Source organism: Actinomadura luteofluorescens, assembly GCF_013409365.1.
Taxonomy (GTDB): domain Bacteria; phylum Actinomycetota; class Actinomycetes; order Streptosporangiales; family Streptosporangiaceae; genus Spirillospora; species Spirillospora luteofluorescens.
The window spans coordinates 8,287,764-8,305,840 of sequence record NZ_JACCBA010000001.1; the positions used below are offsets into that span (position 1 = coordinate 8,287,764).

15 protein-coding genes and 3 pseudogenes are annotated in these 18,077 nt (G+C 68.1%); 11 read left to right on the forward strand and 7 right to left on the reverse strand.

Features of this window, described 5'->3' with window-relative positions:
• Window positions 1-1,152: a branched-chain amino acid ABC transporter substrate-binding protein gene (locus BJY14_RS38190; RefSeq protein ID WP_179848047.1), complete on the reverse strand. Its 1,152-nt coding sequence runs from the start codon at window positions 1,150-1,152 to the stop codon at window positions 1-3.
• Between the two features lie 1,477 nt (window positions 1,153-2,629).
• On the opposite strand from BJY14_RS38190, the pseudogene BJY14_RS47980 reads away from it, so the two are divergent.
• The 5 genes and pseudogenes from BJY14_RS47980 to BJY14_RS38210 form a co-directional block, all read left to right on the forward strand.
• Window positions 2,630-2,910, forward strand: a pseudogene (locus tag BJY14_RS47980) (IS982 family transposase); the annotation flags it as partial.
• A 778-nt stretch (window positions 2,911-3,688) separates the two neighbouring features.
• Entirely contained in the window at window positions 3,689-7,696 is a 4,008-nt protein-coding gene (locus tag BJY14_RS38195; protein ID WP_179848048.1) for an NACHT and WD repeat domain-containing protein, read from the forward strand.
• A 66-nt stretch (window positions 7,697-7,762) separates the two neighbouring features.
• Window positions 7,763-8,413, forward strand: coding sequence for a hypothetical protein (locus BJY14_RS38200; RefSeq protein WP_179848049.1), 651 nt, complete (start codon window positions 7,763-7,765; stop codon window positions 8,411-8,413).
• Window positions 8,414-8,609: 196 nt separating this feature from the next.
• Window positions 8,610-8,780, forward strand: a complete 171-nt coding sequence (locus BJY14_RS38205; protein WP_179848050.1) for a hypothetical protein — start codon at window positions 8,610-8,612, stop codon at window positions 8,778-8,780.
• A gap of 250 nt (window positions 8,781-9,030) precedes the next feature.
• Window positions 9,031-9,825, forward strand: coding sequence for a pentapeptide repeat-containing protein (locus BJY14_RS38210; RefSeq protein ID WP_179848051.1), 795 nt, complete (start codon window positions 9,031-9,033; stop codon window positions 9,823-9,825).
• Between the two features lie 384 nt (window positions 9,826-10,209).
• On the opposite strand, the gene BJY14_RS38215 is transcribed toward BJY14_RS38210, so the two are convergent.
• The 3 genes from BJY14_RS38215 to BJY14_RS38225 form a co-directional block, all read right to left on the reverse strand.
• Entirely contained in the window at window positions 10,210-10,464 is a 255-nt protein-coding gene (locus BJY14_RS38215; RefSeq protein ID WP_179848052.1) for a hypothetical protein, read from the reverse strand.
• A gap of 172 nt (window positions 10,465-10,636) precedes the next feature.
• Entirely contained in the window at window positions 10,637-11,392 is a 756-nt protein-coding gene (locus tag BJY14_RS38220) for a ParA family protein (RefSeq protein ID WP_218905773.1), read from the reverse strand.
• Between the two features lie 602 nt (window positions 11,393-11,994).
• On the reverse strand, window positions 11,995-12,303 hold the full coding sequence (locus tag BJY14_RS38225; RefSeq protein WP_179848053.1) for a hypothetical protein: 309 nt from the start codon (window positions 12,301-12,303) through the stop codon (window positions 11,995-11,997).
• Between the two features lie 180 nt (window positions 12,304-12,483).
• Between BJY14_RS38225 and BJY14_RS38230 the strand changes: the two genes are divergently transcribed.
• The 5 genes and pseudogenes from BJY14_RS38230 to BJY14_RS38250 form a co-directional block, all read left to right on the forward strand.
• Window positions 12,484-12,909, forward strand: coding sequence for a hypothetical protein (locus BJY14_RS38230; protein ID WP_179848054.1), 426 nt, complete (start codon window positions 12,484-12,486; stop codon window positions 12,907-12,909).
• A 476-nt stretch (window positions 12,910-13,385) separates the two neighbouring features.
• The gene (locus BJY14_RS38235; protein ID WP_179848055.1) at window positions 13,386-14,156 is read left to right on the forward strand and encodes an aminoglycoside phosphotransferase family protein; all 771 of its coding nucleotides are present in this window, start codon (window positions 13,386-13,388) and stop codon (window positions 14,154-14,156) included.
• Between the two features lie 90 nt (window positions 14,157-14,246).
• The gene (locus tag BJY14_RS38240; protein ID WP_179848056.1) at window positions 14,247-14,549 is read left to right on the forward strand and encodes a hypothetical protein; all 303 of its coding nucleotides are present in this window, start codon (window positions 14,247-14,249) and stop codon (window positions 14,547-14,549) included.
• A 182-nt stretch (window positions 14,550-14,731) separates the two neighbouring features.
• A complete protein-coding gene (locus BJY14_RS38245; protein ID WP_281382166.1) occupies window positions 14,732-14,980 on the forward strand; it encodes a transposase in 249 nt (82 codons plus the stop codon).
• Window positions 14,981-15,099: 119 nt separating this feature from the next.
• A pseudogene (locus tag BJY14_RS38250) lies at window positions 15,100-15,222 on the forward strand (IS481 family transposase); the annotation flags it as partial.
• 55 nt (window positions 15,223-15,277) lie between these two features.
• On the opposite strand, the pseudogene BJY14_RS47870 reads toward BJY14_RS38250, so the two are convergent.
• Window positions 15,278-15,808, reverse strand: a pseudogene (locus BJY14_RS47870) (SDR family NAD(P)-dependent oxidoreductase); the annotation flags it as partial.
• A gap of 591 nt (window positions 15,809-16,399) precedes the next feature.
• Here BJY14_RS47870 and BJY14_RS38260 point away from each other — a divergent pair.
• Complete coding sequence (locus tag BJY14_RS38260; protein ID WP_218905774.1) at window positions 16,400-16,561, forward strand: hypothetical protein; 162 nt, start codon at window positions 16,400-16,402, stop codon at window positions 16,559-16,561.
• Between the two features lie 237 nt (window positions 16,562-16,798).
• Here the strand turns inward: BJY14_RS38260 and BJY14_RS38265 are convergent, their stop codons facing one another.
• A complete protein-coding gene (locus BJY14_RS38265) occupies window positions 16,799-16,960 on the reverse strand; it encodes a hypothetical protein (protein WP_179848059.1) in 162 nt (53 codons plus the stop codon).
• Between the two features lie 162 nt (window positions 16,961-17,122).
• A complete protein-coding gene (locus tag BJY14_RS38270) occupies window positions 17,123-18,037 on the reverse strand; it encodes an IS5 family transposase (RefSeq protein WP_179848060.1) in 915 nt (304 codons plus the stop codon).
• Between the last annotated feature and the right edge of the window lie 40 nt (window positions 18,038-18,077).

An 18,077-nucleotide genomic window follows, 5' to 3' on the forward strand; every position in this document is an offset into this window, starting at 1 on the left:
CTACTTCAGGTCGTCGCGCAGCGTGAAGGCGCCGCCCTTGACAACGAGGATCACGAAGCCGCCGTTGCCGAGCGTGTGCTGCGGGGTGAACTTCAGCGGCCCCGTGAAGATCGGGAAGCCGTTGACGGCCTCCAGTTGCTTCGCGATCTTGTCGCCGTCGGTGCCGCCGGCCTTGGCGATGCCCTCGGCCGCCACCCGCACGGCGTCGTAGGACTGGGTGGAGTACGGTCCCGGATCGCTGCCGAACTTCTGCTTGTAGGAGCTGATCCAGCCGCCTGCACCCTCGATCGTGTCCGGGGTCTGGGTCATGGTGGCGAAGACGCCGTCCGCCGCCTTCCCTCCCGCGATCTTGATGAGCTTGGCGTCCACCGAGCCGTCTCCCACCATGAAACCGCCGGTGTAGCTGGCCTGCCGGAACTGCCGCAGCAGGAGGCCGCCCTCCTGGTAGTAGCCGGTCCAGTAGATGAAGTCCGGGTGGGTCTTCAGGACGTTGGCGATGTTGGCGGAGTAGTCGCTCTCCCCGGGGTTGACGGCGTCCAGGGTCGCCTTGTCGGGCCCGCCCGGCCTGTCGAGCGCCGCTGCCGTCCGCAGCGCGATGTCCTTGGAGTAGGAGGTGTTGTCGTGCAGGACCGCGACCTTCTTCGGCCCGCTCTTGGTCATCCAGTTCATCGCCGCGACGGCCTGCTGGTCGCCCGTCCCGTTGATCAGGAAGACGTGCTTGAGGCGCTGCGCGACCAGTTCGGTGGAGTTCGCCGCCGGAATGATCATCGGGATCCGGGCGCGGTCGAACACCGGCAGGGTCGGCAGCGTCGCCCCCGAGCAGTAACCGCCCACCGAGACGGCGATCTTCGCTGCGACCAGCTTGCTGGCCGCCGCCACCGCGGTCTTGGGGTCGCAGGCGTCGTCCTCGACCCGGAGCCGCAGCTTGCGCTTGCCGACGCCGCCCCGGGCGTTGATCTCGTCGACGGCCATCTGGGCGCCGTTCTTCATGTAGGGCCCGATGTCGGCGCTGGACCCCGACAGCGGGATCGCCATGCCGATCGTGATCGGGCCCGAGTCCTCGGCATCGTCCGAGCCGAGAAGTCCCTGACCGCAGGCGGACACCGCCAGGGACGCGACTGCGAGCACGGCGCCCATTGTGAACTTCTTCATCGGTCTTCCTTCGTCAGGCGGCTGATCAAAGTTCTCCGGCCAGGCGCCGTTCGCGGGGCGCCGATGGACGGCGCTGGTCACCTGACCGCGTAATTGATGGAGTGGGATACTCGTCCGAGACCGGCGGGCTTGGGCCTTCCGGTATTAGCTGACAGGCCGAGATCGTTCGAGTCCGGTTCCTGTCGGGGTTCTCGACCGGGAACCGTGCGTCCAGCGCTCTTCCCTTGTGGGCCGCCACGTCCGTGACGGCCCGTACCGCCTCCTGTTGTCCTAAATCCACTGCCCGTTAAAACAGGGCACGGCATTCCTGAATCGCCTCACAGCGTCCAGGGAGCTTGATCGCCGACACGAACTCGGATCTCAAGTCGTGGCGGATGCCCGGCGAATCAGCGCACTTGGTACCCAAACGTGGCCGTTAGCTCTCGTCGCCAGGAGCGGCGTGGTCTAGTACTCGTGGAAGCACGAAGTCACCTGCCCCGTGATCCACTTCCCGCCGCCCGGCTTAGGCGAACCCGACGGGGTCATCGTCGCCGATCAGCAGGTGAAGAACGGCCCTATGCCAGCGGCACCGTCCACGGCGACTCCGGGGATCACCCGGTCGCCATCGAAGAAGTCGAGGTTCGCCACGGCCACTGACAGCCGTCAGTTGACCGCCAGGCTGTGGTCTTCGCCCGGCGGTCCGCTGGGGCGGGCATCGGCGCATCCCGCGTCGAGTATCGAGCGAAAAGTGGTTGGCGCGCTGGCGCTGAACGACCCTGAGGCCATGCAGCGGCAGTGCGGTGCCGATGACGACGCCGAGCCTTGGCTCCACTCCACCTCCCCGATATGCCATGTAACATTGCACACTCGGGAGCTGTCTCGTCAAGAGGTCTGAGCCATCCAACGAGCCCTTTACAGCAGGTCATGCGGAGGGTAGAGGGACAGTTGCGGTGGTGAAGCTCAGCTAACGGCAAACCAGGGCGGCCACGGTGGTTAGTCGAGGCCGACCGATCGAAGATCCGGGAGCGCACCCGCATGGCCCTGGATCTGCACGATGTCGTCACGCTCGGGTGAGCCTGATGGTGCTGAACGCCGGGGCTCTGCGGGTCACCGCCGTCATGCTGCTGCGGGCCGCGAAGATGAGCCCCCACGAGATCGGAGAGCTGACGGGACACTCGTCGGAATCCTGTCTGGCGGCGCCTGAACGGCGGGGAGCACAGCCAACAGGTGGCCTGGGAGGGCTCAGCCGTGGCGCAAGCCAACGGCTTGATGAAGGCGTCGCCGGTACCCGCAAACGAGTCGGCTACCGCAGGTTCTCCCACGACCAGCTGGCGGCGGCGCTCCCATCGCGGTCACGCCCGAATCGGAATCGCCCCCTTCGGCCGCTGGTCGCAACGAACTGAGCGAACAAGCCGGCGGCGGACAACCGTCGGTTAGATCGTTGATGGGGGTTTGCTGAACCGCTGCGGGCATGACGAAGGGCGCCCATGATCAGTGTGTGAAGACAAACCTGGACGCCCTTCTGACCGCACTCTACGTCCATCTGGACGATCACGTCCTGCGGTCGGCCGACCGGCCGCGGCGACGCGGCCCCGACCGGGTGCTCAACGACGCCGAGCTGGTGTGCGTGGCCGTGGCCAGGTCCTGCTCGGCTGCGATTCCGAGCGGCGGTGGCTGCGGACGGCGCCGGGCAGGATCGGGCACCTGTTCCCGCGGCTGCCCGGCCAATCGGAGTGCAACCGGCACCTGCGCGATGCCGCGCCCGCCCTGTTCGCCGCGGTTCCCGTGTCTTGGATACGCGGTCCGATCGATCGAGATCACCCCCAGGACCGCCGCTAGTCAACGTCGACCACCCTAACGATCATCCACCAGGGCCGTGATCCATTTCTGGTGTATTCCGGTGCCCTGCTGGTGGGGCATCGAGTGCTGGGCGGGCAGGGGAGCCGCCCCATGAGTAGCGCACCGCCGTTCTCGGCGCCGACGCTTGGTGGCTTATCCCTCGTTCCGAGGCCCGGGGCGAGTGAACTTGGGGTGAGGGGTCGAGGCACTGATTCGAAAACGCGAATTCGCCCGGCAGAAAATGCCCGAGGGTCGATCAAAGTGTCACTGATGATCAGGAGTCTCGGCGCCCTCGCTCGTGTCGTCTAGCGGGTTCGCCTCGGCTACGGGTTCAAGTATCCACACCGGCCGCAGTGCCCAGCCTGCGGGCGGTCCCGGGGCAGGGGCAGGGGCAGGGGCAGGGGGTTCGGCTGCTCCTGGATGTGGGGGGTGGGTAGCTTGCGGCCGGCGTCGACTCCGCAGTCCGGCCAGGGCGCCAGTACTGATGCTGATCACGGCAATGATCGCGGATGCGATGTTGGCTAGCGCCTCAATGTCCATAGGGTTCCTTTCGGATCTGCCCATATGTCGGTTTATGGGTGGCTGCAAAGACTCGACTCAGGTGATCGCACTCGATTTTGTGTCGGGATCATCACGAGTGCGAGGGTTGTGGCAATCTTGGACGGTAAATGGACGGAGTTTGCCGTCCTTCCTGCCGATAGGCGCAGTAGCGTTCGCGATGTCCGTGGTCATGAACGATGTGAGGATCACTGTGCGCGAGCCGCTGGATAACAGTCCGCTGTTGCCACCTGAAGATTGTTTTGACCGGGAGACCTTCGCCTGTGCCCTGGAGGAGTTGCGTGCCGCCGGAGGCTGGTCGCTGCGGTCGTTGGCGGAGGCCTGCCAGGAGAAGGGGCATCCGATCGTGCATGGCACGGTCGAGGGCTGGTTTAAGGGCAGGGTGATGCGAAGGGATAGTGAACCGGCGTTCCGGGTCGTGTTGAGCGAGCTTGGTGTGACCTCGAAGGATGACCAGGACCGCTGGCTCGCCACCGCTCGCAAGCTGCGAGGTCGTCCGCGGCCGTTGATCGGCGGAGAGCCGTACCGGGGTCTGGAGAGCTATGAGGCCACCGACGCTGAGATCTTCTACGGCCGGCAGGCCCTCGTACGGCAGATCCTTGAGGAGGTGCGGGTTGTGCAGGGCCTTGGTGGCGGGGCCGTGCTACTGGCGGGTGCCTCGGGGGCCGGCAAGTCATCGGTGCTGAAGGCCGGCGTGCTGCCCGCCCTGTCGGCTGGGTCGGGTGGGGAAGCTCCCCAGGTGGTGTTGTTCATGAACGCGGGTCCGGATTTGTTGGGCAGGCTGGCTGAGACGGTCGCTGTCGTGCTGCGTGCCGATGTGAACCGGGTCGTCCGTGACCTGCGCGGTGGCGGTGACAGCGTCGCCAATGTCATGCAGAGGGTGGCCGCGATGACCGGCCTCGAAGCCGCGCGGACCAGCGGCGCGTGCGCTGACACCGGGCCCCAGGGTCGCGTTGTGGTGATCGTGGATCGGTTCGAGCAGGCCATGATCGCTACAGGGGACTCTGGTCAAGACGGCGGGGCGGGGTTGGAGTCGTTCCTTGAGGTGTTGCGTGCGATGACCTGCGGGCCAGTACCTGTCGCGGCGGTACTTGGCGTGCGGATGGATTTCCTCAACTCAGCGATGCATCTCAGCTCACTGCGTGCACTAACTCGCAAGAGAGCACCGGTCCTGGTCGGGCCGATGGATGAGGACGAACTCACCGAGGTGATCGAAAGGCCAGCACAGCGCATGGGCCTCAAGCTGGCGACTGGGTTCGTGGAAGTGTTGCTGCGGGAGGTCTCGGCTCGGGACGGCAGGGCCGGGCATAGGGCAGGCACTTTGCCGTTGCTGTCGCACGCGCTGCATGAGACCTGGCAGCGGAGCGGCGGACGAGAGATGACCGTGCAGAACTACCGCGCGGTCGGCGGCGTCGATGGCGCGGTGCGGGCGAGCGCGGAGAAGGTTTACGCCGCTCTTTCGCCGGGGCAGCAGGTGATAGCGCGGCGTCTGTTCCTCAGCTTGGTGATTGTGCATCGTTCCGGCGCCGACACGCGCCGCCGGGTGACCCAGGACCAGCTATTCGAGGAGATCGAGGGCGGCGTCGATCTGGAGGAGGTTCTGGATCGCTTCGTGGCGCAGCGGCTGCTCACTGTCGACGAGGAGACCGTGGAGATCACCCACGAGGTGCTGATGGAGGCCTGGCCCCAACTGCGGACTTGGCTGGACGCCGACCGCGGTGGTCTATTGGCGGCACAGCAACTCAACGACGACGCTCGCGCCTGGGATGCCGCCGACCGTCCCGCCGCCGACCTGTACGTGGGCACGCGGCTGGAGGCCGCCCGGCAGTGGCGGGACAGCCACCCCGCCGACATCAACAAGTTGTCACAGACGTTCTTGGACGCGGCCATCCGCCAGGCCCGCCGCGCCACTCGCATCCTGAAGTCGACCGTCGCGCTGCTGGGGGTGCTGCTGCTGTTGAACGTCGCCCTGACGCTTGTGATCTCGGATAAGAGTGAGACCGCTCAACGGCAGCGAGACCAGGCTCAATCGCGCACACTCGCCAGCAGGGTGAGCGGATTGCGGAGCCGAGACCCTGGGCTGGCCCGCCAACTCGCGCTGGCCGCATACCGCATCTCGCCAACCACCGAAGCACGGTCCGCGCTGATCGACGCGACCGCGATGCCCCCCGCAGTCCGGATGCTGGGCGGTGCCAACTTGGGGATCATGTACGCAGTCGGGATCCACCCCAGCGGTAAGATCGCCGCGGCCGCAGCCGAAAACACGGTGCGCCTGTGGGACATCACCGACACCGCTCACCCTCGGCCGCGACCGGACCCGCCCAGCGCCAAATGTGTCAAGATCTACGCACTGGCGTTCTCACCGAGCGGGGACTTGCTCGCCGCCTCCTGTGCTGACGGCAGCGTGCGCCTGTGGGACACCCGCGATCCGATGGCGCCAACCGCGCTGCCGGCGCTGACCGGCCTAGGCGCCAAGGTGTACTCCGTGGTGTTCAGTCCTGACGGCTCGATGATGGCCGCTGCTATCGCAGAGCCTAAGGCCGGCGAGTCCGTGCCAGGCAGCGTTCAGATTTGGGCGATTAGCGGCAACCGACCGCGACCGGTGGGTGGAAAACTGCGTGTCAATGACACCGCGCCGGCCAAGTCGGTGGCCTTCCGTCCCGGCAACCAGTACTTGGCCGTGGGAGCCGATGACGGTGACGTGGAGATATGGGATATCGGCGACCCTTCCCATCCCGCCGGCCCGGTCCGCGCGGACGGGCCGACCAAAGCGATAGGCCAGTTAGCCTTCAGCCCCAGCGGCGACCTCCTGGCCGCCGGCGGGGCCGATGAGCAGGTCCATCTGTGGTCGACCACCGACCCTCGCCGACCAGTTCGATCGGGGCAGGCGATCGGCGGTGCCTCCAGTTGGATTAACGCTCTCGCGTTCTCCCCGGACGGCGCCACCCTTGCGATCGGCGGCTCGGGCACCAGCACCGGGCTCCGGTTGGTCGATCTGCAAAGCCGCCGCGTCACTGCAACGATGCCGCACCCCTCACCTGTCACCTCCGTCAAGTTCAGCCCTGACGGAAGCGAGGTGATCACCGGCGCCAACGACGGCATCGCGCGGCTCTGGCCTGTCCGCGCCCCGATTCTGGCAGGGATGAACTCCACCGTAAGCACCACCCGCTTCAGCCTAGACGGGACCACGCTGGCTATCGGCAGTGCCGACCTGCGGCTCTTTGACGTCACCGACCCACAGCGACCTCACCTACTCGGGCGCCCACTGCCCAATCACGACAACTTTTCCAGCAACGTAGTCTTCGCCTCCAACAACCGGCTGCTCGCCGAGGCCCGCGGTCGCTCTGGGACCGTTCAGCTGTGGGACGTCACCGACCGAACGCGACCGCGCCCGCTCGGGCCCCCGATCAAGGCTCACTCCAACCAGGTGGAGTCCGTCGCGTTGAGTCCTGACGCCACCCTGCTAGCCACTGGCAGCCGCGACGGTACCGTCCGCCTGTGGGACATCCGGGTCCCTAAGAACCCGACCCTCCTGCCAGCAGTCGGCACGTTCGGCGGAACTGTCTTCCAGGTCGCCTTCAGCCCCAACGGCAAGTTCCTGGTCGCTGGCAGCGCGGACAAGATCGTCCGGCTGTGGGATATCGACAACCCGCGATCCCCACGCCCGGTCGGCCTCCCGCTCGCACCCGGCAACCACTACGTCTACGCTGCCGTCTTCAGCCCCGACGGAACCAAGCTCGCCATCGGCCTCGCCGACAGCACCGTCCGGCTTTACGACATCGCCCGCCCGGCTCATCCTCGCCCGCTGGGCCCCCCGCTGACCGGACCGGAAGGCTACGCCTACTCGGTCTCCTTCACCACCAACGGAACCGAGATGGCGGTGGCGAGCACTGACGGCACCGTCTGGATCTGGAACTTGCATCCACACCGTGCCCCGACCCTCTACGCCACCCTCACCCCAGGAAGCCAAGCCTTATACCCGGTGGACTACCAGCCCGGCACCCGCCTCCTGACTGCCGGCGGTGACGACCGGAAGGCATGGATCTGGACCACCGACACCACCGCCGCTGCAGCACTGACCTGCAACTCCAGCGGCGATCCGATCACGCCTCCTGAGTGGGAGAAGTATGTCCCCGATCGCCCCTACAACCCGCCCTGCCAGCCATAACACGGTGGCCACAAGTGTCTGATCCTGTCCAACTTAAGGCTCTGGTCTGGCTCTCAGCACCGCGAGATGGTCATGGTCTTCATGTCGAACTCGATCAGCAGTCTCGACACCAAGGGTCCTCACGACCCGAACACCAGAAGGGAACGATCGAGGGACATGAAGCGAGGACGCTTTCACCTGAAAGTGCGCACGCTAGTCGCCGCCGCCGCGATCCCGGGGCTGGCGATCTTCGGGATCACCGCGCTCGCGCCCACCGCGAACGCCGAACCCTCGTGCGGCTCGGGCAAGTTCGTCGAGAAGATCGAGGTCGTCGAGTGGGGAGACGGCCAGTTCCAGATCGTGCTCACCCCCACCACCGAAGCCCGCAAGGACGCGGCCTTCTCCATGACCCCCCGCAACGCCGTGGTCGAGCAGTGGCACGCGATCCAAGGCTGTGTCCCTGGCCTGTATGGGGACCTCGCCGACACCATCTGGGATCAGCTGGAGTGTCACCAACTGAACTCCTGGCTGGCCCTTCCCAACGAAGGAGACATCTGGCTGACCGGTGCGACCTACGACCTGGAGAGTTGGAGGCCCACGCTTCCTCGCTGGGTAAACGGCCAGGACCTCATCGTCACCAAGTGCCTCAACATGCTCGGCCGTGACCCGGCCCCACGTGTCAGCAGCCCCTTCCGGCCCGACACCGCGCAAGTCAACCCCTGGCGGAACATCGCCTAGCCAGCTAGCAGCCCGGGCGGCCATCCACTACACGGGGGGTGGGGCAGGTGTACACCTGCCCCACCCCCGTGTAGTGGTGCCGCCGCTCGCCCCGCACCGCCGCGCCTCCTACCTGACTCACATTCATCTCATCTACGACTCATATTTCGGTATGCCCCTGCTCTTACCTAGGTGCTCCCCGCTCCCGCCCTGGGGCGTGTCGCTGAAGTCCCTGATCTACCGCTCCCGCGAAGTCGGCCTGATGTCGGAGGCCACCGCACGCTGCGGCTACCAACGCATCAAGCAGATGAGAAAGCTCGGCCTCATCGTCGCCGAGCCTGTCACCCATTACGGGGTTGAGGAACCTGCGGACAGCCGTTCGCGCTAAGAATGATCTTGATGTCGAGCGGCGCCCGGCCAGCGGCAGAAATGTGCCTGCGGGAAGTCGAACCGGCCGCAGTGCGCGTCTGAGGGGTGTGAGCGAGTCCACTGAACCGGTCCCAGATCCGGAAGCCGGCCAGGCGAACCAGTCGGCGCAGCCGCCGGGCAGTGCCCCAGCCGGCCGTCGGCGCCGTGTCCGGGTCGTCCCGCCGACACAGGAGCAAATCGATGGGTTATCGGCCAGGGAACGGCTGGAGTTGCTGGACAAGCGGCGAACCGGGCGGCATCAGTGGTTCAACACCAGCGGCATCCTGCTGACGATCGTGCTCACCGCGCTCGGCCTGTACTTCACCCGGCAGACCCTGGTCAGCAGCCAGCAGGTCCAGATCACCGACCGGTACACCAAAGCCGTCGAACAACTCGGCTCCCCTCAGCAGGAGGTCCGGCTCGGCGCCATCTACGCGCTTGACCGGCTCGCCGCCGATTCCGGCCGCGATCACAACACGATCATGGATGTCCTGGCGGCCTACGTGCGTGTCCACGCCCCCGCACCCAACGCCCAAACACCCAATGCCCGGACACCCCGCGAGCCCGCCGCCGACGTACAGGCCGCGCTGACCGTCCTGGTCGGCAACGACCGGGCCCGCCAACCCCGCCCACTCGACCTGCACGGCGTCCGGATACCGGGCGCCGACCTCGCCAGTTCCGCATCCAACAGTGCCCGAAGAGACACCTACTTCCACGGCCCGTTTCTCACCGTCACCCAACTGCGGCGCGCGGGCTGGTACGTCGCGGACCTGCGCGGTGCGATCCTGGAGGGCGCGGATCTGAGCGGTGCCGCGCTGGGAGCCGCCGATCTGGGCAGCAGCGACCTGCGCCGGGCCGTCCTGCGCGACGCCCACTTGCACGGCGCGCGACTGCACGGCGCGGACCTGACCGGCGCGCAACTGATGGGCGCCGATCTACGCGGCGCCGACCTGACCCATGTGCTGGGGATGACGCCGGATCGGATCCGCAAAAGCGCCCTGACCGACCCCACCACCCGATTCTGAACCCACGCCAAAGCCCACCAAGGACAACACGGCTGGCAACGGACATGCCGCACGCTGGCCCGTTGCGCGTCGGTCGGCTCGCCGGTGCCGAACACGACACGGGCGATCGAGGTCACCCCCGCGAAGTCGGGCGCGCCAGTGAACGAGCGTCCAGCCGGCTCGCCCGCCAGATGCTCCAGCACGGCCCGCTGAACGCGGCCCAGTCCCCGGGACATACCTTCCATCATCGGTCTTGGTCAGCAGGAGACGTGCGTCTGGGATACGAACGCTTATTGCCCCCAGGACAACAGACCCGCCGACAACAAGATCGTTCTCAGCGCTAACGGCTATCCGCAGGTTCCTCAACCCCGTCTTCGCGTGCGCCCCGCCTCGAGGTGCCGTCGGCTACTGGCCGCCTTCGCCGGGGGCGAGATCGCGCAGCAGCTCGGCGCGGAGCGCGGCGACGATCTGATCGGTCTGCGCGGCGCCGGCGGTGATGATGGCGCCGATCGCCTCGTGCCGGTCGACGCGGCCGCCGAGCGCGGACCGGATCCGCTCCACCGCCTCGTCCAGGGCCGCGACCGTGTCGGCGGCGAGGTAGTAGGTCTTGCGGGTCTTCCCGGCCGGCTCCCGCCTCTGTCTTGGACCTGCCCCCGACACGGGTGTGAGCGAGGTATGAGGCGTGTGTACCTGTGTATGAGCCGTCTCATCCTCGGGTGTACCCGTGTCGGAGTCGTCTCGGAGACGGCTGCCGAGGACGTCCCGGGCGGCCTGGGCGGCCTGCGCGGCACCCTTCGGCGGCCCGATCACCCTCTTGTGCGCGCTCATGCGTTCACCGGCGCGGCCGCGCCGGCCTCGACGCCGCCATGGCCGCTGGTGACCTGGCGGGCGAGTTCGCGGAATGAGGCGGCCGAAGGCGAGTCCGGCGCGTACTCCACCACTGGCAGGCCCTCCCGCCACGCCTCCCGGACGGTGGCCAGGTCCTTGACGACGGCCAGGACCGGCAGCGGCATCGTTTCAGAGTGTCCAGCGTGCTGGTAACGATCTGGCCGCGGCGCTTGTCGAACAGGTTGACCACCATCCCCACCAGGTCGACCTGGACTCGGAACTCGGACTGCAGGGTGGCGATCTGTTCCAGCAGCAGCCGCCGCCGCAGCGCGCGCAGCGCCGAGTCCTCCAACTGCACGGGGACCAGGCCCTGCCCGGCGGCCACCAGGGCGTTGTCGGTGAGCACTCCCAGCGACGGCTGGCAGTCGATGAGGCAGACGTCGAAGCGGCCGAGCGCCTCCACCACCTTCAGGACGCGCTCCAGCCGCCACTCCACTCCGCGCATCCGGTACAGCTCCCGCTCCAGCAGGAACATGTCGATGTTGGTCGGGACGACGTCGATCCGCTCCCGCCACGGCGTGATGATCTGCTCCACATGCTCGGCCGCGACCTTGTCCGCGTCCATCGGCAGCGTCTTGGCCAGCGTCGCCGGCGGCGTCGTCTCCGGGACCCCGCACGCCTCGGTCAGATGCCCCTGCGGATCCAGATCCACCAGCAGCACCCGATACCCCATCTCGGCGAGCGCGCCGCCGAGGTTCACCGTAGGCGGTCTTGCCGACCCCACCCTTCTGGTTGATCACGGCCAGGATGTCCATCCCGCGGCCGGACGCCCGAGAGTCGGCTCACACCCGGCTCACACACGGGAACACCCAGATAAGAGCAGGGTCTTACGCAGATATGAGCTGTGGCAGAGGCAGGTATGAGTCAGGTATGAGACAGGTGTGAGGAGCTTGTGAGGAGCTTGGTAGGGGCGGCTGCAGGGCATCTCGGACGCCGTCGCCGGGTGAGCCCTGACCGGACGGCCGGTTAGGAATCTCACCGGCCGCCGCAGGGGACCTCACTCGTGCGCCGACCTGGCCGGAGACGTCCGGGAGTGAGGTGAGTTAGGTCGTGATCCGGGGGTGGGGCGGGCCGGATCTTGAGGGCGTGGAGGCGTACACCACGCCCGCCGGCGACCTCACTCACTCGCCGGGAAGAAGACCGGTCAGAAGCCCGAGAAGGCGGCAGGCGCTGGACCGCTTGCGGGGTTCAGCGCCTGCCGTCCGGGGCGGCGTTTACCGTGCGGGCATGGACGAGAAGGGTGGCCCCCATGAGCCGGTCAACGAACTGGACGCGCGGCGCCGCGAGCGCGCGGGCGACGACTTAGACGCGGCCGCCGAGGACAGCGAAGCGTTCCACGACGATCTGCGTGAGGAACTCGGACGGGAGCGGCTGCGGTTGGAGCGGGAGGAAGCCGAACGCGCCGCCCGACAGGCCGAGGCCCGGCAGGGAGCGGGGGAGGACGAGCGGCCGGGCTGGTGGCTGGCGCTCGAAGGCTCCTGGCGCGACCACCGGGCGGCCTTCGCCGAGGGGGGACGGGCCGGGGTGGTGGACATGTACCTGGACGGCGGGCGCCGCTGGTGGGAGATCGCCAGTGTCGTCGTGGTGGCCCCGGCGGTGGTGGCGGTGCATGTCTGTCAGGCTGATGGGCGCCGTCGGCGCGATCGTCGCCGGCACCTACGAGGTGGGGCGGGCCGGGGTCGAGGCGCTGGTGGATCTGGGCGTTCCGCATACCATCTACCGGCCGGTCACCGCCTACCTGGACGGTCACTGTCAGGGGCTGCCGATCACCGCCGGGCAGCTGGCCGGGCTGTGGCTGGGGGCCAGGTCGCGCTGCTGGTGTTCGGGTTCTTCGGATCGTGGGGCGCCCGCCTGGGCTGGATCGCCACCGGCGCTGCCACCGTGGCGATGGTGTGGGCCGGCACCACCCCGCACGCCTCCCGGTGGACCGCCGCCGGCGTCGCGGTCCTGGCCTGGAGCGTGCTGTCGATCGTGGCGTTCCACGGCGCGGGCCGCGGCCGCCGCCTGACCATCGTCTCCGACGCCTTCGACCGCCGCCGACCGGCGCCCGGGAAGCAGCGAGCGGTAGCGGCCCCGAGGCGTGGGGATCGTCTCGGCGGCCGCCGAGGATGCGCCGAGACGATCCCCGCCGGACGGTGGGCGGGCCAGGGGGCGGGCGGGGTGTGTGTTTTGTGGTGGGAGTGTGCGGTAGCCGCTGGGGAGGCGAGGTATCGGTAACCCCTGCCATGGAGGGTGCGCGCGCGCCGGGCGGCGGCGAAGGCAGCGCACACTCGGCTCCCGCGCGCTCCCCGGGGGTGTGTGTTTTTCGGCGGGCCGGGGCGGTCGTTGTCACCGCGAATCGTCGCCGGGGCCTCCGCCGCGGTGTCGGCGACGATCCCGGCGGGTGAATCGTCGTCGCGGCCGCGCGGCGCCGGCGCGTGACGAACCACCGTGCGGGCAGGCATTCGTACGGCGGTGCCACGGGCGCCTGAACAGGCGCACACCGTCAGAGGGCGTTGGCCGGGGGAAACGAGGGCGAACGAGATTGACCGGGGCGGCGGCGACGGCCACCATCACGGCTGCGGAGGAAGGCCCCACCCTCCAACTGTGATTGAGCCGGGCGGGATGGAGTGTGACGGCTGGCGGCTCGACGACTACCCGCCCCGGGGCGATGTGATCTCCACACCCGGCGCCCGCGGGTAATCTCGGAGTCCATGACGGACGAGGACGTGCTGCAGGACGCGCCGCATCGCAGGGTGGTCCGTGTCGGCGACACCGTCCGCAGGCCCACCCACCCATGGACACCGGCCGTCCATGCGTTGCTCGGGCACCTGGAGCAAGTCGGTTTCCCTTACTCGCAGCGGCTGCTGGGCATGGACCAAGAGGGTCGTGCGGTCCTGACCTATCTGGATGGCGAGTCCGGCCCGCGCGGCTGGGCCAAGGTGGCCGATGATGCCGGGCTGAAGACCTTCGCCCGCCTGTTGCACGACTATCACGACGCCGTCGCCGATTTCCGCCCGCCCGATGAGCTCGCCTGGTTCACCGGCGAGAGCGGGCTGGGCGATGATCAGGTGATCTGCCACGGGGACTTCGGCCCTTGGAACATCGTCTGGAGGGGCGCGCGCCCGGTCGGGATCCTCGACTGGGACTACGCCCGGCCCGCCGACCGCATGCACGACATCGCCTACGCACTGGAGTACGTCGCGCCGTTTCGCGATGACGCCGAATGCCTGCGCTGGCTGCGCTATCCCCAGCCGCCCGACCGACGCCACCGGGTGGAGGTGTTCGCCGCCACCTACGGCCTGACCTCCACCACGGGGCTGATCGATGCGGTCATCGACGTCCAGCAGGACGGGATCGAGCAGGTTCGCAGGCTGGCCGATGCCGGACTCCAGCCCCAAGCCCGCTGGGTCGCTGACGGTCTCCTCGACGAACTGGACCAACGGCTGGCCTGGAGTCGAGCCAACCGCCACCTGTTCGAGTAACTAGAGGATCCCGAGCACGCCGCCAGACCGGGCGCCCACTCGCGGACCCAAGCGCTCGGTCACACCAACAGGTGGGGCCAAAACTCATCCGTGATCAAGGCAGCCAAGATCGTCAACTGGGGCCAAAAAACTCATCCGAAGATGGGGCCGCTACTCGTTCTCGCGGAGCTGCTGCCGCTAGTCCTCGCGGCGACCATGGCGGACGTCTTCCAGGCCCTCTTCGGATTCGGACTCATCGGCATCAAACGGACGGTCCCCAGTATGATGTGCTTCGCTGTGTGTTACGGGGCGCTGGCGATTGCGGCCGGTCCGGCGGCGGCGATGGGCGGCCTCAGTGGACTCTGGGGCGCGCTCCTCTCGGCCAACCTGGTGCTGACCGCGGCACAGAGCTAGTGCTTCCACCGGCTCAGCGCGGAGGCGGTCGTTCTGGCCACTGCCTGAGCGCGCGCCCGGTGCACCAGGCGCGCGCTCAGCGCCTGTCCTCTCCGCCGGGCGAAGTCGCCGCGGGTCCTCCCCCTTGATCGTGGACACCTTCAGATCTGGATCATGAGTGGTCCAGAGGGAAGGAGTCCTGGTTGGGGACCTATAGGTATCCGGCCGAGTTTCGGGCTGACGCAGTGGCGTTGGCCCGGTCGTCGGGTCGGCCGATCGCGCAGGTGGCCAAGGAGCTGGGCGTCAATCACGAGACGCTGCGGACCTGGGTGCGCAAGACCGAAGAGGCCGAGTGGCCCGGCGCGGCGGTCGAGACGGCCAAGGACGCTGAGCTGGCGCGGCTGCGCGAGGAGGTCGCCGAGCTGAAGCTGGAACGGGAGATCCTGCGCTAGGGGTACTGCCCACGGAGGTTGTGGGCGTGACGACTCGTAGCCGATGATCTTGGAATGAGGGAGGGCCTCCGGGTTCGGTGTGTATTGCGACATCTACGCCGGCACCGCAGGAGGCCCTCATGCCCCACCGTAACGCCCCGCTGACCGAGACCGGACGCCTGCGCCTGGCCCGCTGTGTGGTCGATGACGGCTGGCCGCTGCGGCGGGCCGCCGAACGGTTCCAGGTCTCGCCCACCACCGCCGGCACAAAGCTTCGGTCGCCGCCCCGGCCATCCCGAACGGTCCCGAGAGCGCGACCGGCATGCGGGCCATCGGCGGCGACACCGAGAGGATCACCCCAGCCCGCGCCTCGAGCATGTGCCGCGCCACGGCCCTAGCGGTCACGAAGTTGGTACGTAGGTAGGCGGTGATCGGGTCGAGGAACTCCTGCGCCGACATGGCCATCAGGGGTACTCCTTGGTCTCCGACGTCGATCCCCACCATGTTGACGCAGATGTCGATACGTCCTGCACAGCCGGCAACAGCAGCGGCATGCTGATCGACTGCCTGTTCGTCGAGCGCGTCAACCTGCGCGGTGTGAGCGCTCATCCCCATTGCGGCCACGTCCGCGGCCACCCTGTCAAGCTTGGCTCGGGTGCGCCCTGCCAGATGAACAATCGCGCCCTCCCTGGCGAACGTGCGGGCGACAGCTCCACCGATCGCTCCTCCGCCTCCGTAGACAATGGCGTTCTTTCCTTCGAGCAGCTTGCAGCGCTGGGCTTCTGACTGGCGCCGGCTCGCCATGGTCGCCGATACCGCGGAAACCCGGGCGGCCAACAAGGACGTCATGGGTCTCAGCCGGGCGGGATGACGCGAGCCGTCCTGCCGCCGTAGGGCCTCCCCGGAGGCAGGGCGCCCTCATCCCTCTCCACATAGCCTCACCTAACTTGCACGGCTGCGGACCCGGCAGACCCGGGAAGCGGGCACGGCCTGCCGTGCCCGCGGCCGCCCGCCCATGGGCTGACCGCAACCGCGTCCTCCAGGACCGAGCCGGCCTCCAACGGGACCGGCTCCAGCGGCATAAGCGGGAGTTTCGTGAGGCCGTAACACACGCGGCCGCGCGGGAGCCTGGGCTCGGAGGCAGGATTAGAAACCTCACTCTGCCGTCGGCCGGGCCTCACTCCTGGGCTGACCTGGTGGTGGTCCGGCCGGGAGTGAGGCGAGTCAGGCCGCGTGTGCGAGCGCCGCGAAGGCATCCAAGCCGCCAGTTCGTCCTTGTGCCTACCGCCGACGGCCTCACTAACTGCACTGCCGCGGGCGCGGCAAGCGTAGGAAGCGGAGGCGGTCTACCCACGCTCGCGTTCCGTCGATGGAGCCATGGTGGCGACGTCCGCGTGCTTTCTGATTGTCGCCATCCCCGGGACAGAGAAAGTGCGGTTGATGAACAACGAGATGATCCCTGCTGGCTCGCATGAGTCCGCTGCGATCGGCGCGCTGCATGACGACCGCACGGACGAGGCTCAGGTACACGCCCTCCTGGCCCTCGCCTCGGCGGTGGACCGGCTGGCCGCCGCACACGAGGATCAAGCCGTCGGTTCATAGTCGCTCCCCGCTCGGTGCTCCCGCTGCACAGGGACTGGTCGTCGGCACGGCCCGTGTCTCGGCCCGAATCGCCTTCCACTGCGCGGGCCTGCGGGACGGCGAGTCCGAGACGCTCCGAGGCGGGGGCGATCACAGGGCCTACGACGGGCACTCCATGCGGGTGGGTGCTCAGGCAGTGAGGACTGTTGGATCCCGGGATTGCAGGGTCCCGGGATCCCCCCGCTCAGACGGCTGGTCTCACGCCGCGGTGATCGCGCGAACAGTGACGCAGCCGGCGAGCCAGGCCACGGCGTGCGCGAACACCCGGTCCGCTCCCTGACGGAGCAGCCAGTTGTAGACGGCGGTGCGGACCCACGCGCCCGCGAACCACTCGAGGATCTGGTGGGCATTCATTCCCATCTCGTTCACCTCCTTCGATGATCCTCTTTGAGGTAAGCACGCCGGGCACTTGAAGTCGAACTTCTGTGCGAACAATGATGTCTGTGCAGTTCTGCGCGCTAAAGAGACGTGTCTGTGACGGCCTCGGATACGGCAGGCGCGGTAGGCCAGGACCTCGCTGGGCTAGGCCGTGTTTCGAAGTAGGTGGAGCCATTCGTTGATGGCGGTGATCTCGAGGGTTGCCTGGTAGCGGACGGAGAGCTTGTCGTATCTGGTGGCCACGGCGCGGTGGCGCTTGAGGCGGTTGATGCCGCACTCCACGGCGTGGCGACCGCGGTAGTCATCCGGGTCGAAGGCGGGTGGACGGCCGCCGCGGCGGCCCCGCCGCTGCCGGTGCCGGGCCTGGTCGGACGGGACCGGGATCGTGGCGGCGATGCCGCGGCGGCGCAGGTGAGCACGGATCGCGCGGGAGGAGTACGCCTTGTCGGCCCGCACCCGATCGGGGCGCGTGCGGGGATGGCCCGGCCCGGGGCGGGCGACTCTGATCCCGGCCATCACGGCTTGGAATTGCGGGGCGTCCCCGCGCTGCCCGGCGGTCACGACCATCGACAGCGGCATCTGCCCCTGCTCGCAGGCCAGGTGCACCTTGGTCGACAACCCGCCGCGTGAGCGCCCCATTGCGTGATCGTCCGGCTCGGTGGCCGTCCCGCCGGGTGGCTCGCGCTGCAGGTCACCACGCCGCCGGGCTCCGGCGGCGTGCTGATGGGCCCGCATGATCGTGGAATCGACGTTCACCTCCCAGGTGATCAGCCCGGCGGCATCGGCCCGCGTCTGCAGGGCGGCAAGGATCCGCGCCCAGGCGCCGTTGCGCTGCCAGCGGCGAAACAACCCGTAGACCGCCTGCCAGGAGCCGTAGCACTCGGGCACGTCCCGCCACGGTGCACCGGTCCGCACCCGCCAGCGGATCCCGTCAATGAGCTGCCGTTTGGTCCACTTCGACGGTCGACCCGGCCGCCTGGAGACGGGCAGCAGCGGCCCCAGGATCGCCCATTGCGCGTCGGTCAGGTCGAACCGCCTCGTCACCGCTAGGGTGGCCACGAGGTCTCCGGTTATGGGTTCTTCTTGGTCGATGAACCAT